This window comes from Chitinophaga filiformis (assembly GCF_021646545.1).
Taxonomy (GTDB): Bacteria; Bacteroidota; Bacteroidia; order Chitinophagales; family Chitinophagaceae; genus Chitinophaga; species Chitinophaga filiformis_A.
Genome location: NZ_JAKIRP010000002.1, coordinates 569,128 through 584,896, shown reverse-complemented (window position 1 = coordinate 584,896; position 15,769 = coordinate 569,128). Strand labels below are relative to the sequence as shown.

General features: G+C 40.0%; 15 protein-coding genes. 2 read left to right on the top strand and 13 right to left on the bottom strand.

The annotated features are described in order from the left end of the window. Positions 1-4: 4 nt before the first annotated feature. From L3C95_RS08680 to L3C95_RS08620, 13 genes are all read right to left on the bottom strand, one after another. Positions 5-799, bottom strand: coding sequence for a sensor histidine kinase (locus L3C95_RS08680; protein WP_236386772.1), 795 nt, complete (start codon positions 797-799; stop codon positions 5-7). 298 nt (positions 800-1,097) lie between these two features. Next, positions 1,098-4,166, bottom strand: coding sequence for a lantibiotic dehydratase (locus tag L3C95_RS08675; protein WP_236386769.1), 3,069 nt, complete (start codon positions 4,164-4,166; stop codon positions 1,098-1,100). A 102-nt stretch (positions 4,167-4,268) separates the two neighbouring features. Then, a complete protein-coding gene (locus L3C95_RS08670) occupies positions 4,269-5,003 on the bottom strand; it encodes an HlyD family efflux transporter periplasmic adaptor subunit (RefSeq protein ID WP_236386767.1) in 735 nt (244 codons plus the stop codon). Positions 5,004-5,014: 11 nt separating this feature from the next. Continuing rightward, a complete protein-coding gene (locus L3C95_RS08665) occupies positions 5,015-7,315 on the bottom strand; it encodes a peptidase domain-containing ABC transporter (protein ID WP_262915850.1) in 2,301 nt (766 codons plus the stop codon). 40 nt (positions 7,316-7,355) lie between these two features. After that, on the bottom strand, positions 7,356-7,559 hold the full coding sequence (locus tag L3C95_RS08660; RefSeq protein ID WP_236386763.1) for a hypothetical protein: 204 nt from the start codon (positions 7,557-7,559) through the stop codon (positions 7,356-7,358). Between the two features lie 6 nt (positions 7,560-7,565). After that, the gene (locus L3C95_RS08655) at positions 7,566-7,769 is read right to left on the bottom strand and encodes a hypothetical protein (RefSeq protein WP_236386761.1); all 204 of its coding nucleotides are present in this window, start codon (positions 7,767-7,769) and stop codon (positions 7,566-7,568) included. A 35-nt stretch (positions 7,770-7,804) separates the two neighbouring features. Further along, positions 7,805-8,647, bottom strand: coding sequence for a hypothetical protein (locus L3C95_RS08650; RefSeq protein ID WP_236386758.1), 843 nt, complete (start codon positions 8,645-8,647; stop codon positions 7,805-7,807). Beyond that, on the bottom strand, positions 8,628-9,953 hold the full coding sequence (locus tag L3C95_RS08645) for a radical SAM/SPASM domain-containing protein (RefSeq protein WP_236386755.1): 1,326 nt from the start codon (positions 9,951-9,953) through the stop codon (positions 8,628-8,630). Before L3C95_RS08645 ends, L3C95_RS08650 begins: the two co-directional genes overlap by 20 nt. Before the next feature lie 167 nt (positions 9,954-10,120). Continuing rightward, the gene (locus L3C95_RS08640; protein ID WP_236386753.1) at positions 10,121-10,312 is read right to left on the bottom strand and encodes a hypothetical protein; all 192 of its coding nucleotides are present in this window, start codon (positions 10,310-10,312) and stop codon (positions 10,121-10,123) included. Positions 10,313-10,468: 156 nt separating this feature from the next. Next, positions 10,469-10,660 (bottom strand): hypothetical protein, encoded by a 192-nt coding sequence (locus tag L3C95_RS08635; RefSeq protein WP_236386752.1) that lies wholly within the window; start codon positions 10,658-10,660, stop codon positions 10,469-10,471. 158 nt (positions 10,661-10,818) lie between these two features. After that, a complete protein-coding gene (locus tag L3C95_RS08630; RefSeq protein ID WP_236386748.1) occupies positions 10,819-11,004 on the bottom strand; it encodes a hypothetical protein in 186 nt (61 codons plus the stop codon). Positions 11,005-11,077: 73 nt separating this feature from the next. Then, positions 11,078-13,471: an outer membrane beta-barrel family protein gene (locus L3C95_RS08625; protein WP_236386744.1), complete on the bottom strand. Its 2,394-nt coding sequence runs from the start codon at positions 13,469-13,471 to the stop codon at positions 11,078-11,080. A gap of 466 nt (positions 13,472-13,937) precedes the next feature. Beyond that, the gene (locus L3C95_RS08620; RefSeq protein WP_236386741.1) at positions 13,938-14,450 is read right to left on the bottom strand and encodes a hypothetical protein; all 513 of its coding nucleotides are present in this window, start codon (positions 14,448-14,450) and stop codon (positions 13,938-13,940) included. A gap of 249 nt (positions 14,451-14,699) precedes the next feature. On the opposite strand from L3C95_RS08620, the gene L3C95_RS08615 reads away from it, so the two are divergent. Both L3C95_RS08615 and L3C95_RS08610 read left to right on the top strand, forming a co-directional pair. Beyond that, positions 14,700-14,981: an RNA recognition motif domain-containing protein gene (locus tag L3C95_RS08615; RefSeq protein WP_236386739.1), complete on the top strand. Its 282-nt coding sequence runs from the start codon at positions 14,700-14,702 to the stop codon at positions 14,979-14,981. A 458-nt stretch (positions 14,982-15,439) separates the two neighbouring features. Beyond that, the gene (locus L3C95_RS08610) at positions 15,440-15,769 is read left to right on the top strand and encodes a hypothetical protein (RefSeq protein ID WP_236386737.1); all 330 of its coding nucleotides are present in this window, start codon (positions 15,440-15,442) and stop codon (positions 15,767-15,769) included.

Below are 15,769 nucleotides of genomic sequence, written 5' to 3'. Positions count from 1 at the left end.
TAGGTTACAGCTTTAGTATCAGCGACACTTCATAAACATCGTCCGTTTCTTTTATGTCCAGGCTGTAGCGCGTTTGATACTCCAACTCCAGCCTGCGTCTTACATTTTTAAGTCCTAGACCTCCTGTTGATTCGTGATGCTTTTTGCCTGTGGCTGCAACGGGTTTATTGTTTGCAGAATGGAAAGTCAAAATGCCGTCTTTCTCTGTCATAGACAATTTTATCCATGCGCTTTTAATGGTAGCATTTATGCCATGTTTAAAGGCATTCTCAATAAAGTTAATTAAAATTAAGGGTTTAATAATTTTTTCTTTATTTTCAATCTGCTCAAAATCATACTCAATTTGCACCCGGCTCTCTTTATACCGCATCTTCTCAAGAAGCAGGTAATTACTCAAAAAATCTATTTCCTCTTTTAGCGTAATATGGTCTTTAGCACTATCATACAAAGAAAACCGCAGCAAATTGGACAACTGAATGACCACTTTGCTCGCCTCCTCATTATGGATAATTAGCCCATATATGCTGTTTAGGGTATTGAAAAGGAAATGCGGCTGAATCTGCGCACGCAGGAAGCTTATTTCCATGGAGTTCTTTTCCTGCGCAATGGCTAATTTTTCCAGGGAACTTTCATGGAAATCTTTACCAATTTTAATAATGATCCCAAAGGTGTTAAACCATATTATTAAAGAAAATATCCATAGGAGTAATTCCCCTTCAAAAGCCTTCCTGAAACCGTTCACCGCAAAATTCTTATACAACCTGGCAACAACAGGATTTTCCGGATGCAGGTACCTCAACAGGTTTAAAGAACTGGTTGTTATCAATAGTGATAGTGCGTATATGGCCAGGACATCCAGTATAATGAAGACCCATCTTTTTCGCCTTATATGCTGAAAAACAAAATAACATACAAAGTAATGGATCAGGATAGCATTGATCAGCACACTAGCGGAAAAGAGTACACTTTCAGTAGTAAAAATACTTGCCTTGAATGAGAATGATGTAATAGCCATGATAAAAAATAACATCAGGACCCAGTACAAGATATGCAACAAATGCTTCGCTGATTGATTCGGATATATAGAAAACTCGTTACTACGCTCCATTTTTCTGATGCACAATTTGATTATAATACTTTCCGCAAAAAGAATATGCCATATACTCCATAAACCGCTGTTCTGTAGTAAACCACCTGTTCATGCTCATGTGTATGTAGCTTGAAATATTGTCTAAAGGCAATGTCATGCGCTTTAACGCAAGGGTTCTTTCAGCCAGGGCATCGTTAAACCGCTCACCATTTAAAAACTCGGCAATCGGCTTTTTCCATTCCGGGTACTGGGCATTTAACTGCCGTTTCACATCACGTCCAAACTCACGGGAAAAAGCATCCGACATCTCAGTACAGAAAGTGATTCTTTCCGGTAAGGACAATCTATACAAAGATAACCAGTTATGCATATTTTTTATGGAAGTTAAAAACCTGATACGCTGATCCTCCTCAAAGTCTTCTTCTTCCATACAGGTTAAAAACAAACGGCTATCATGAAAAAAAACTTCTTCTGTCAGTAACATAAGATCTTCCCCGTATCGTTCTATTTCCCGCTGATAAGTGTCCTGCTGCACCTTCCATACCAGCTTGTCTTCCAGGTATGGATGCAATATATCATAAATATACTTTGTGGCAGCCGCATACTGCCCTACCCTATCATCAACCAGATGCAACCGGAACCTGATGTGATAATGCGGATCGGTATAACGAATGAAAAAAGCCTGATCGATGACCTTCTCCTTCAACAACGCATCGATTACAGGCTTTACCACCTGTAATAAAATTCTATCTGACGCTTTGGCTCCACAGAATATCTTAAAATATATCCACTCGCTGCCAGGCTCGAAAACACGTCGGGTCTTGCCATCCTGCTCTCTTACAAATGAATGTATATTTACTGGCTGCTGCTTAGCTAAGGGAAGTATGAACTGCTGCGCGAACGGCGCCCCACAATTGTCCTGATCAGACGCACTTTTATCAAACAACCATTCCACCAGTTTTACCGTACTGCATCCCCTCATTTCCTTTAACAGTACCTGTAAATAACTATCATTCTCCGTATCAATGAATAGTTCATTATCGCCTTCGCAAAAACATACCAATTTTGCCACCTCCCACCTGGATAAAAAAAGCCGGAGTGCACCCAGTTGATCATCAGCCTGCATAATATCCCCGATATCGGATTCCCGCAGATACCACGTGGCACGATGTAAAATGAAATGTTTATAACTGATACGCGGTAAAAAACGCTTATGCTGCGCCAGCGATCCCCAATTTATTTCAAAGCCCGACTTCCCCTGATGCTGCAGGGATGCTAAAAATTTATATACCGCAATGGAACTGTTTGAATAATTGTGGGCATTAGATAATCTCGGAATTACACGTTTATTCCATTTGCGTGACCGGAGTACAATCTCGTCCCTTTGGATAGAAACCATCATATCCTCAATAGTCAGCTGCCCTTCACTATCCATTGCACTGGCGCCCAGGAATGGAATTTCATAGTTAAAAAACTGTTCTCTTCTTGCTATATTACTTACCCTGCCTTCGGGAATATGTATAATTTCCGCGAAAGCAATGTGCTCGTTTGCCCTCATTTCATCTGCGGAAAGCTGCCTGCAAAAAGCACTCATGTCCTCTCCCAGATGTGCAAACCTGCCTAATAATATATTGGGATGTGCGCCCCCTACATGCTGCAACAACATATCTCCGGATGGAAGGCAGGCGCCCATTACGGTAAAGTAACTGGCAAGCTGGTCTGACTGATCTTCCAGTTTCTCAAAATCTTTTTCCTGTAGCAGAATTCCCTTTCTCAAGGTACTATTATCCCAATACTCCATCGTATCCTGCAGCCAGGCATTACATTCATTGGTTCTCTTGCCTGCTCTTTTTTTTGCAGGCAAATTCATTTTTTCCGCGAGCGAGTTATGCGCCACGTTCCCAATATTGTCTGTTGCAGGAAATCCAATGCCAAATTCAGGATCTAATACCTCAGCCAATGAAACCTCCTGGGTTTCATATTTCTCCGTAAACTTTTTTTTAAACCGGTCCAGCTGTACTTCTAACGGAGACACTGCATGAGAAAGTTTGCTTAACAGAGAAATGGCCTTCCCCATTTCCTTTAAGCCAGACCTGGGCAAAACAAATGAAGCAGGCGCCGGTTGTTTCAGGTCGGCATGAAAAATATGACGTTGCCCCAGTTCAATATTGAGCCCCTTTAACATCATTTCTAAATGGTTGATATCATCCATCGGTAAGGCGCCAAGGGGGAGCTCTTCAAATTTGCGGAGTATTTTCCGGATTCCTTCGAATAAATCAAGAAAGGGTTTAGCCGCTGCAACAGGCAGCCTCGCTAATCTTTCCAGTACGCGCCGGATGCGCTCTACCTCATTGGGAATAGTTAATCGTAACTGTAACTCACTCACCAGTAGCTGAGTTGCTATAAGTTCACCTATAAAATCTTCAAACTCTTCATAAGTGTTATCCTCACCAAGCACAGCATACATCTCGGCAATAGTAACAGCCCGATCTTCCCGGATCAATGTTATAAGCGTTTCCAGCAGATCTGTCTGGTCAATAGAACTGATCTGATACTGATATTTACCATCCTCTATAACGGCTTCTAAAAAACGATACTGACCTGCTATATGGTATAAGGTGTCATTTACTTGGTAGCGAAGGTGAACCCATAAGTCAGGATCTTGCTCTATTTTCTTTACGATCTGCTGCAGTAGTCCCATATCAATACGCACTTTTCGCTCGCTGGTTTTACCAACCAGCTCTCCACGGCCATCCATATCAGCTAAATCGCATCCTGCATAAATACCATAAGGGGTGGGTCTTGTACTTGCACGAATAGCATACTTTTTTAAAGTATGCATTAGCTTATCTTGCTTCGAAGTATCCAGGTTTCCATTTATAAACTCCAGCACTGTCTCATAAAGTTGTGGAGAACTCCAGTAAAGGCCTTCCACAAATACCGGGTCTTTCAGCATGGTAAAAACAACCTTATCAAGATCGTGTGTCCGGCACTGCTGATCAAATAAACGCTGATAGGAATACAGGGGGGTTCTTACAACAACTTTTCCATAATCTTTAAAGGATCCTTCCCGCATATTATATTAAGTACTGGATTGCAGATGTCTATGATAGAAATGGGTTACGGATAACCAATATATGCAAAAAATATAATTCCTCAAAATAGGATGAACCCAGGATCAATTAAACATACTTCCAAAAATTCTCTGAAAAATACTCCTGTCGCTTAATACTATCTCGGCACTCCCTTCCATCACTGGCAATATGGGTATTTCCTTCTGTTCTGATGTAATAATCTTTTTCTGATTCAGCTCAACATATGCCAGATGCTCGCCATCCATTTGCACCGGGAGAATGGAAGCAATAGTTCCCTCCAAAAATCCATATTCATTACTCGGGAAGTCAGACAGTTCAATTCTAACCGACTGGCCTACCTTTACATTACCGGCACGCTTGCTGTTATACTTTACCTTTATTTCGGCCCTGGACGATTTAGGCACTACCCATATAATCTCATCCAACGTATTCTTCTGATCTATCCCCTTGGTGATGTAGATTTTACCTTCCATAGGAGTAATAGTATAGTAACTCTGCGCTGTCTTGGGATCATATCGGGTCAACAATGTGTCACCAGGAACGACCTGATCTCCATTTTTCACAAGGTAGTTAAATTTGAAATTGGCATTTTCGTCCGTCCTTCTTATGGTCACTTTCCCCGGCTGATTTTCGCTCTGCATCAGCACTGTTGCCTGAAGCATATCAGGGTAACGAACCATGTTGGCAATCAGTAAACCCAATACAGCTACGGCAAATAAAACGGTGATCCCCCAACGGATGATCCATGTAGGAATATTTCCCACCACTTCCTCCATTTCATTACTCCTGATTTCTAAAGATTGGTTATTCTCTGGCATATCTTTAATATTTATGCTACATCCAATTCCAATTGATTTTTGACCAATTCAAAATAATACCCTTTGACTCTTGTCAGGTCAGTATGATGCCCCTCTTCTACGACTTCTCCATCTTTCATCACAATAATCTGATCTGCATTTTTAACGGTGCTCAATCTATGCGCTATCACCACTACCGTTCTTCCCTTATAAAACTGGTTCAGGTTTTCCATGATCACTTTCTCGTTGTTCGCGTCAAGTGCACTGGTAGCCTCATCAAAGAATAAATACTTCGCATCTTTATATACAGCACGAGCTATAAACAAACGCTGCTTTTGGCCTCCACTTAAACCAGATCCCGAATTGCCGATCCGCGTGGTGAACCCTAAAGGCAACTTCGCTATAAACTCATGCATATTGGCGATCCTGACCGCCTCATACAGCTTCTCTTCCTGAATTCTTTCTCCGTCTACGGCAATATTTCTGGCGATAGAATCGGAAAAAACAAATCCATCCTGCATAACAGTTCCTACGTTGTTACGCCACAACTGGGCAGATATATCCTGAAGGTTGACCTCATCCACCAGGATCTGTCCTTCGGTAGGCGGATAAAACTTCAATAACAGTTTTAATAATGTAGTTTTCCCGCTACCGCTCGCTCCTACTATGGCAGTCACTTTCCCTTTGGGGATATGCATACTGACATTCTTTAGCACAAGCGGACTTTTGGGCGATCCATATCTAAAAGAAAGATTAGAAATAGTAATGCCATCGCCGGTGTTTCTCCGGATACTCTTTGTGAAAAGCTCATGACTCAGATACAGTGCGTCCGAACCGTTTTCAGGTTCCCTGGGCGATTTATTTTCGTTAAACCCGATGAGGTCTTCACTTGTTTCTTCTTCAGGCTTACTGTGGATCTCATTCAGCCTGTCAAGACTTATCTTTGCATCCTGCACGTTCTTAATAAATGAAATAATCTGGTCTAAAGGACTATTCATCTGACCGACTATGTACGAAATACTAAGCATAACGCCCAGTGTGATCTGTTGCTCAATCACCAGCCTGGCAGCCAGATAGCTGATCACTATGTTCTTAAGCTGTGTAAAGAAAGAAGCGCCAATCCCCTGGTATTGCTCTAATGCAAGGCTTCTGATATTCACCTTGAATAATTTAGCCTGAATGCGCTCCCACTCCCACCGCCTTGCCCGCTGGCTATTGTAAAGTTTAATCTCCTGCATACCTGTTATAATTTCAAACAAGCTGTTTTGATTCTCCCTGGCTCTTTGAAAACGATTATAATCAATATTCTTTCTTCTCTTCAGAAAAATGGAAATCCAGAATATGGATAACGCACTTCCCAAAGCAAATACCACTAACAATTTGGTATTATAAAGGGACAAGACAAAAGAGAAAACAAAGAGATTAATGATAGAGAACAAGGTACTAAGCGTTGACCCCGTCAGGAAAGCCTCAATTCTTTTATGGTCGTTGATACGCTGTGTAATATCTCCCACATTCTTCGACTCGAAAAAATTAATGGGAAGTTTCATCAGCTTAATCAGGAAATTCGAAATAATACTGATGCTTATGCGCGTGCTTATATGTAACAAAATCCAGTTCCGTATAAGATCTACCGCTATTCCTCCAAGGAAAAGGAGTAATTGGGAAAGCAGGATCAGATATATAAAGTTCATCTTCTTACGGGTCACCCCAAAATCAACCAGACTTTGTGTAAGGAACGGGAAACACATACTAATAAGGCTGGCGAGGATCATTCCCAGGATCAACTGCACGAAATAACGCTTATAGGGTCTTAAATAACCCAACAGGAAACCGAATCCAGTCTTTACAGTCGGCACTTCCTCAGCGTTCCGGTAAAACTCCGGAGTAGGCTCCATCAATAAAGCTATTCCCTTTTTGTCGGCCGAACTAACCCAGCACTTTTCAAACACATCTCTTTCTACCCTTACCAGATTGTGACCGGGATCTGCAATCACAATCCTCTCTACAGGGCGAAATATATTTTTCCTCTCTACGCCATACAGCACCACATAGTGTTCCTGGTTCCAGTGCAACACACAGGGAAGAGGAATTTGCTGGGTAAGCTGATCATAACTTAGTTTCGCCGACAGCGTTTTGAATCCTATTTTCTCTGCAGCCTCACTTAATCCCAATAAACTAACCCCATTCTTAGTAATGTATGAATTTGCCCTCAGGTAATCCAATGAATATTCCTCCCCGTAATAGGCAGCAATCATACGCAAACAGGTTGGACCACAATCCATATAGTCCAACTGTTTATAAAACTTGTATTTTTTACTAAATAAAGCCATCGCATCGGATTTTTAAAAACATTGCTGCATTCAGCCATCATTACTTTCCTGTAGTAGGCCAATGCGTATCTACAGTAGTATCATCATCCGTTTTTCCGCCCGTAATATCACCACCATCAATCTCCTCTATATCATCACCATCTTTACCCTTAATGATTCCAAATGACTTCAGCTTATCAATATCCACGATGCTGTCTTTCCTCTCTTTTGGTTTGGCTTTTTTGTTTTTTTTCTTCTGTGACATGACACGTTATTTAGTTTGATTAATATCGATTAGCAGATCGTTAGTCCTGAAGGAACAGTTAGTAGCGTCTTCCTGTTCGTAAATAGGAGGTTTGTATTCTTTAAACCCGCCATACAATGCATCCGACTCCTCTTTTTTTATTTCGAAAGCCGTGCATTTCTCCAATCCAGGCTTGGTATTTTTTGTAAATAACTCTATTAGCTTCTTCATTTTTCAACTGATTTATTGTGTTAAATAACTCTCCATTAATAGAATAACTTAATAACTTTTTCAGTGTTAGGAAACATATCCTTAGAAGTTCGTAAAAAATGATCGGCAGCAGTTATATAGCGGCTCCTGTCCTGAAGATCTATGCCTGTGAAAACCGTCAGAAAATTCTTCAATGTATGTTCTCTTTCGTTACAGTCATTGAAACGCGGAATGAGTTCTTTTAAGAAAATGATCAAAGACTTCAGGTAAAGCGCCACATCATTCTTCATTTTTGCCAGCACTCTTAACAATTCGAACAGCACCTGGTAAGTCATAGCACATCTCAATTGCGATTCTTCCTCGGGCACAGGATGCGCTATTTTATCCAGGTATTTTACACCCGCCGACTCCCTGGTCAAAAGGAACCATATCAGCCGGTAACTCAACCGAATGCCATCTTTAGGCTTCGATTCAGCAAAGAAAATTCTGGCGATGTTATGATATTGCTGGATCTGAATAAATACCAGGAAATTAAATCCCCTGGATATCTTCAAACGTTCATTCGCAATGATTGATCTGTAAGTAAGTAGCCGGGCCAGCGACATCCGTTTTAACTTATAGTACAGATAGGCTTTTTTCGGATATAGGGAATCAAACAAAACAGCGTTCAGATCTGATCCTTTGTTCTCATTTCCAAGTTTCTTCTCACCTTCTTCAAAAACCCTGATACTTTCCTCCAATTTCTTGTTTTTCGCCAGGTTTAGCGCATTTTGAAAAACCGTTTCATAGTAATCATATTTACCAAATTCCTCTCCACGAGCCACCTTTGCCAGGACCTCCCGGGAATATATATTGGAGAAAAAGTCCTCACTGGCTATATTATACATGGCTGTATTCATTACTATTACTTTTATCAATTATGTTCAACAGTTTCTTCAACACTATTTCCTTCTTCTTTTCCTCGTCAAAATCGTATACACAATAATCTTTTCCTGCATTCTCGATGGCGTGTTGAGAACAACCTCCATTACACAATGGCATGATAGGACATTCCAGGCAGGGCTTATTTTTAAACTTAATATCCATCCTGGTATGGAATTTTGAATTCCATTCAATACTTCCATCATCCTTCAGCACTCCTTCCTTAGCATCTGGTGCAAAATTTCGCGCGGTGCACTTATACACATCACCATTATAATTAATCGTTGCATTATTTATTTTATCCGCATAACAGGAGTGCCTTACATTATCCGGAACAGCCCCTTCTGACGACACGAATCCGATGTCTCTGACAAGCCTGATCAGGCTTCTTACCCTTTCAGACATTGCTTTATCATCGCTCACCTGCCAGACTTTGTGAAATGATATGGTGGCAAAATGTCTCTTTTCATTAGAAATAGCGCACAGATCGTCAAACACTTCTTCAAAACCGTCCATGTTGGTGGCAGTATAGTTCACTCTTATACCCACGTGAAAGTCGTTCTCACACAACTTCACAATATTACTTATAATGGTATCGTACGACCCCCTGGTGGCACTAACATACCTTACCGTATTGTGTGTTTCCTTATTTCCGTCCAGCGTAATCTGCAGGCCGGTTATCGTATATTTCTTCAGCGATTGAATAATCTCATCCGTAAGCAGAAAGCCATTAGTAGTCATATGGCAGGAGAGATAAATGTTATGGATGGCACAAAAGTCCTCTGCAAAATCCATGATAGGTTCGATAACATCCCGGTAATACATCAGCGGTTCTCCACCAAACCATGCAATATGAAAAGATTTAAGGTTGGGATTGGATTCAATTATATTCGCAATTAAAGAACAGGTTTTGTTAACTGTTTCCTTATTCATCTTCGATCCCTTCACGTGCGACTCATAACAATACCAGCATTTAAAATTGCAGTTCATGGTAGGGTTAACGATCAATTCAAAATGGGTATCGTTCTTATCAACTTTGGCACTCAGGTCCTTCACTTTCTGGATCTCATCGACATCATCGCCGACAAAAAATCCATTTTTACAAAGAGAATTGTACAAAGTAGGATGATACTCGGAAAGCTCTTCTATATTCTCCGGCGTTCTGATAGCGTTAAAAATGTCAGAAATTGTCGGATCTATGGCAATGAATTTATTGCTGAATGCATTATAGATATAATTTTTGTTTTCATAAACCAGACTGGTGTTAAACTGACTTTTTTTCATAATACATCATTTAAGTATGATAAGAAACAAAACAACATTATCAGAAGTCGAACAAAGAATAGATCGTATCTTAGAAATGAATAGCCTGTCTTTTCTTGATCTGACAGGCTATTCATCTATTAATTGAAGGAATGCCTTCCAGAAATAAAGCTTCAAGCCAGCATATACTATTCAGTAGGCTTGGTAGGGTTAGTAGTACAATGACATTTAGAGATATTAATGTCACCCGCGCTGAGGCTTTCGGCATCCAAAGCATCTGAAAACCCGCCTGCTAGCTGACCAGCTTCATTTTCACTCAATTTTTCAAAATCGAGGGATTTAGCTGCTTTCTCAATAGCTGATTTTTTTTCTGTGGACATAGCTGTAAGATTTTAATTTTTTAGCCTACTCTTTATAATGGTTTTCGGCAGCCCCATTGTTGCAACAAGCATTTTATTTAGCCTGCTTCTCTCGTCAGCACTGCTATTTCCTTGTCGCTTTTGAATAAAATACTTCTACCAGATTACAACAGATGATCAGGTTGTAACAGGCGTAGAAGTACAGTGGCATTTAGAAATGTTAATTTCGAATCCACCATCATCGGCGTCACTTTCAGAAATAGCTTCTGAAAAGCCTCCGGCTAATTGGCCGGCTTCATTTTCACTCAATTTTTCAAACTCAAGAGATTTAGCAGCTTTCTCGATAGCTGATTTTTTTTCTGTAGACATAGTGTTAAATTTGAAAGTTGCGCCTACTCTTGGTAATGGTTTTCGGCATCCCCATATTGTTGCAACCAATATTTTATTTTAGCCTGCCTTTTTCATCAGCATGCTAATTTTTGTCGCATTTGATATAATATCTTTTACCAGATTAAATCCTATTACGCTCAGGTAGTAGTAGGCGTACCGGTGCAATAACATTTTGAAATATTTAGTCCTCCACTACCCTCATCACTCTCAGAAATAGCATTTGAAAAACCTCCTTCTAACTTGCCGGCTTCATTCTCAGTCAATTTTTCAACTTCAAGAGATTCAGCAGCTTTCTCGATTGCTGATTTTTTTTCTGTAGACATAGTTTTAAATTTGAGAGTTGTGCCTACTCTTTGTAATGGTTTTCGGCATCCCCATATTGTTGCAACCAATATTTTATTTTAGCCTGCTCTTTTCATCAGCATTGCTACTTTTTATCTCTTTTGATTTAAAGGCTTTCCCCAGGTTGAAGTTGTACACCGATGTAATTGACAGAACACGGCTTTGTTCTTTCTGTCTTATGCTGATAACCGATTCATTGTAATAGCTCGTCGCCTTAAAGTTATTTGTGTAAAAAATATCGCTTACAGATGCTTTTACAGTAAGTTTATTGTTCAGGAGTCTCTTCTGTATACCGAAGTCGATACTTGCGATACGTCCTGTAACGATATTGCCGGTAACGATCCTCGGTGTATAAAACCCATTCAGGTTCACACCAAATCCATTTGGAAGGCTGATGTCCTGTTGTGTTTGCAGTACGAATGATCCTTTTTTAATGGAAAACTCAGGTGCAATAGATTCCGTATAGGTTAACAATAGATTATTGCTCGTATTCCACCAGTCAGTAATTTTCACAGGAATGCTGAATGTGCCGGTGTATACGGTATTACTGCCCGTATTCTTCCGCAATATGGTCATTTGCTTGAGGGCAGGATCATTTTCGATCACCTGGTTAATAACATCTTTTGTATGAGAATAACTTAAGCCAATATAATACTCACTTTTAAAAATGTATCCCAGTTCAACAGCATCGGTGAATTGTGGATTTAAAAACGGATTACCTGTTTGTATCGTATAGTTATCAATGAAGTATTTATATGGGTTCAACTCAAAGTAAGAAGGACGCTTAATTCGCCTGTTATAGGACAGTGTAAGCGCATTGCTTTCATCTTTATTGAGATTTTTCTTTAAAAAGACAGTTGGGAAAAGATTAAAATAATTCCGCTTCACAATGGTATCCTGCCCACCACCTGCCAGGGTGCCGGAAATATCGCTGTTTTCACCGCGTAGCCCCAGCTTATATTCTATACCAGCCGCATTTCCACTAAAATTCACAAAGCCGGCATATATCTTCTCGCTGTATTTGTAATTAAATCCAAGCCCCGGAATATGTCCCCATTCGCCGTTATTGTAATTCTCATAGGTATTGTCATTATCAATATCGGTAATGGTGGCTTTTCCTCCGAAAGACAGCGCCCTTCCGTGCCTGAACACTTTGTTATACTTAACATCTGCCGTAAAGATCTTCGCAATACTGGGATACAGGAAATTGAAGACAGTATCTGCAATTACGGCATTATTAAAATCAAGTGTCTTGCTATAGGTTCCACTTATCCCACTTCTATCGTTATAGGTATAGTCAGAAACAAGGGTGAATTTAGAACCTAAAGAATCTGTCGTGATACCGTAATTCAGGCCTACATTCGAAAACTTTGTTTTTGTAAAGGAAGGGAATATCCCTTCAGAAACGGTATTATTCTGTTGGAGTGGATAATTTATAGTGGTTAGTGAACGACTGGTGTCCTTATACCACCCAAACTGACCCGTATAGTCAATTGCAATGTATTCTTTATTGCTGATATCGTAAGTAGCGCCCAGTTTTACATTATTCGAATTCCTCCACCCGGTTGAAGATGTAACCGCATGGTACTGTCCATTATCAGTGAAAGTCCGGTCCTGGGTGATATCCTGAAAATTCTTCTCCCGTCCGTAAGAATAACTTCCACTTAACCCTACTTTCTTCTTTCTGTAGTTCAAACTCAGATAAGGCTGATAGGCGGGGTATTTTCCTATACCAATAGAATAGTCTGCGCCTATATAACCATTCAGGCCACTGTTCAGATTCTTTTTCAGCACGATATTAATAATACCGCCACTGCCTTCTGCATCATACTCTGCCGGCGGATGAGCGATAATCTCTATGGACTTAATATCGTTTGATTTCAAATTAGCCAGATAGTTCTTTAAATCATCCCCTTTCAGATTAAGCATTCTTCCATTCACCATTACACGGGTACCCCATACGCCATTGATAGAGATATTACCGTTGTTTACAAAAACTCCCGGAGCTAAACGGAACAGGTCGATAGAGGATTTGCCTGTGGCGATGGCATTATCCTGCACATTCATTACAACGCGATCTATCTTTCTGGTAACGAAAGGTTTACTAGCTGTCACTGTTACTTCGCGTAACTGTTTCTCACCTTTCTTCAAAACAAATACTTCCGCATCCAATGAAGCTTGCAGGTCTATTTCCCGTGAAAATTCTACGTATGATGTATGGCGGATTTTAATTGTATATCTACCAACACTATCAATCATGATCTTAAAACTTCCATCTTCAGAGGCAATTTTTTCGCCAACGACTAAAGTGCCCTTTAATACAGCAACTGAGGCAAACGAAGCAGGTTGCCCCGTTTCGTCAGTAATTTTTCCCCCAACAGAAACTGCCTGCGCACTGGCTCCCATAACAAACAACATACTCACCAGGTAAAAAACGATAATTTTCATAAAATAAAATTTGACAATGACCATGTCATTTGAAGCAGTTATCCTTATCTGAACTGAATTTCTAAAACATTCTTTTGACTAGAAAACGACTTCGATGAGTATATGGGGATTTTCGACGAGAATGGGGAGTGGTTCGATCAAGTTGGTTTTCCGGGGGGAGCGCATCAGGAATAAACACACTGTTAATCAATCCATTAACAGAAATGACGGCATATATAGAAACAGACCTACTGAACAGCCAGCAGGGTCAATTCATCAGCTAGTTTGGACAAGTGTAAATCAGTACTTTATAGCTGGTCCGAAAGTCCACTTCCAGACACTAAAAACGAGAGACCCGCCGTTACAGCGGGTCTCTCGTTTACATTCTTTTTCACTTCTCGCTGGTGTCAGGTTATATTTCTTCCAGGTAAAAGTGTAATACTGACTGTATGTTCTGCACCTTCGGCACAATTACCGGAGTGAGCTATCATCCACGCAGCCATTTTATCATGCGAGGATATGCCGTCTCATCAGATTTTATCTGTTTTTCAGCTGTACTCATACCAATGCTCTGCAACATAAACATTCCTATATATTCGTTCTTACTACAACTATTCATTATAGCATTACTGCCGCCCCGGTAACCATCCTCATGAAAAACAAATACAGGGTCTATCATCAGATGCATGCAGGCTGCATACGACCAGGCAATAGCCATTACTTCTTCCGCCTCCCGATCTTTTCTTTTGATGATCGCTTTTTCTGTCAGATGAAGGCGATCTGCCGATGGCACAACTGCAATATGACCGGCTTCATGCAGGAGATCGCCCGGATATTGCAGCATATTTTTATCAATAAAGATTGTCCCATTTTCAATCAGAAAACCAGGCAAAAAACTATCCTGCCCTACGCTGCGATAGAATGTCTGAATACCTATATCATTAAGAAAAGTAATACATCTCTCAAATGTGACCATTTCTTCATGTCTGTTATATTTCATATCTGTGTAAGGTATGAATACAAAGCGACAATAGCTTATTTATGCTGTAATTTTCCTAAAGCGAGCACCGCCATCGATAATAATTCAAAGAATATTAAATTAGGTAGCCAGAATAATAATCCATACCTTTAGAAAGATCAAATGTTTGAGTCTACCCGCACTTAGTAAGCAAGTCTCCTTTCTCAGCTTTCTTTTTTACCACCTGCGTTATCTCAATCAACTAATTTTCCAAAATTAAAATTTCAAGAAATGGATATTTATGTATCTAATCTGAGTCCTTATGTTTTAGGTGAGGATTTAAAAAAACAATTTTCCAAATTCGGAGTCGTAAGTTCTGCAAATATCATCATTGATAAATACACGAATCGCAGCAGAGGGTTTGGTTTTGTCACCATGCCCAATGATGCAGAGGCCGAAAAAGCCATCCTGGAAATGGACGGCTCTTCGCTTGACGGCAAAGCAATAGCTGCTAGTAAAGCCAGGCCCCGGGAGGAAAAAACTAACAGGTCTTCCTATAATAGTCGTTGGTAAATTTTTAGGGAAAGGGTTAAATAACCCTTTCTCATTACTAAAACATGAAAATATGACAGTAAGTGATATATACGATAAATTACATAGCAGGTCCTACTATGAAAAAACGGGACAACATAAATTTAGATTTCTCAACAGCTGTCTTTTTTTAGATCGCTGCGCTAACATTCCGATTGTAATTCATATGTTAGATGGGATCTTCTATCTGCAGGCAGCAAAACAAATTGCAAATGAGAGTTTGTTTCGCCTTGAAATGAATGGTGATGAGATCATGTTATATGGCGAGAATAAGGATAATCCTTTATGGACCCTCGAATGAACCATACATGCACCACGATTACATTCCTGGCTTATATTGTACCCATTGTATTTCAATCTATCGACACTCCGCAATCAATAAAACGTTTTGTAGCCCGGTCTGGAAATACTGATCAGTTCATAAACATAAAACGAAGTATATGTATAACAACGAGGAAAAACTGCTAACTAATTTTGACAGGACAGCACTTGCCTCTGTCAATGCCCTATATGTGGAATTCTTATCTTCAAGCAAAGATGTAGATAGACTCAAAAATGAGGATACCTTCCAGTTGTGGATACGTAAATACGTAGAGAAGCTAAAACGAAGCCTGGAAGGAAAAGCACTGGAATATATTTCAATAAACAGAGATTTGCCTACAATTGACTGGTTTCATAAAAAACTGGCGTATATGATCAGGCTGTATCTTCAGGAATTTTTACAACGAACCAAATCATTTAAATATCGTTTATTAAACGATGTTAACTGA

Coding starts and splice junctions, on each gene's coding strand:
- L3C95_RS08650 (WP_236386758.1), bottom strand. CDS start 8,647: ATGAATACAGCCATGTATAATATAGCCAGTGAGGACTTTTTCTCCAAT.
- L3C95_RS08640 (WP_236386753.1), bottom strand. CDS start 10,312: ATGTCCACAGAAAAAAAATCAGCTATTGAGAAAGCAGCTAAATCCCTC.
- L3C95_RS08615 (WP_236386739.1), top strand. CDS start 14,700: ATGGATATTTATGTATCTAATCTGAGTCCTTATGTTTTAGGTGAGGAT.
- L3C95_RS08675 (WP_236386769.1), bottom strand. CDS start 4,166: ATGCGGGAAGGATCCTTTAAAGATTATGGAAAAGTTGTTGTAAGAACC.
- L3C95_RS08610 (WP_236386737.1), top strand. CDS start 15,440: ATGTATAACAACGAGGAAAAACTGCTAACTAATTTTGACAGGACAGCA.
- L3C95_RS08635 (WP_236386752.1), bottom strand. CDS start 10,660: ATGTCTACAGAAAAAAAATCAGCTATCGAGAAAGCTGCTAAATCTCTT.
- L3C95_RS08620 (WP_236386741.1), bottom strand. CDS start 14,450: ATGAAATATAACAGACATGAAGAAATGGTCACATTTGAGAGATGTATT.
- L3C95_RS08630 (WP_236386748.1), bottom strand. CDS start 11,004: ATGTCTACAGAAAAAAAATCAGCAATCGAGAAAGCTGCTGAATCTCTT.
- L3C95_RS08660 (WP_236386763.1), bottom strand. CDS start 7,559: ATGTCACAGAAGAAAAAAAACAAAAAAGCCAAACCAAAAGAGAGGAAA.
- L3C95_RS08670 (WP_236386767.1), bottom strand. CDS start 5,003: ATGCCAGAGAATAACCAATCTTTAGAAATCAGGAGTAATGAAATGGAG.
- L3C95_RS08665 (WP_262915850.1), bottom strand. CDS start 7,315: ATGGCTTTATTTAGTAAAAAATACAAGTTTTATAAACAGTTGGACTAT.
- L3C95_RS08625 (WP_236386744.1), bottom strand. CDS start 13,471: ATGAAAATTATCGTTTTTTACCTGGTGAGTATGTTGTTTGTTATGGGA.
- L3C95_RS08655 (WP_236386761.1), bottom strand. CDS start 7,769: ATGAAGAAGCTAATAGAGTTATTTACAAAAAATACCAAGCCTGGATTG.
- L3C95_RS08645 (WP_236386755.1), bottom strand. CDS start 9,953: ATGAAAAAAAGTCAGTTTAACACCAGTCTGGTTTATGAAAACAAAAAT.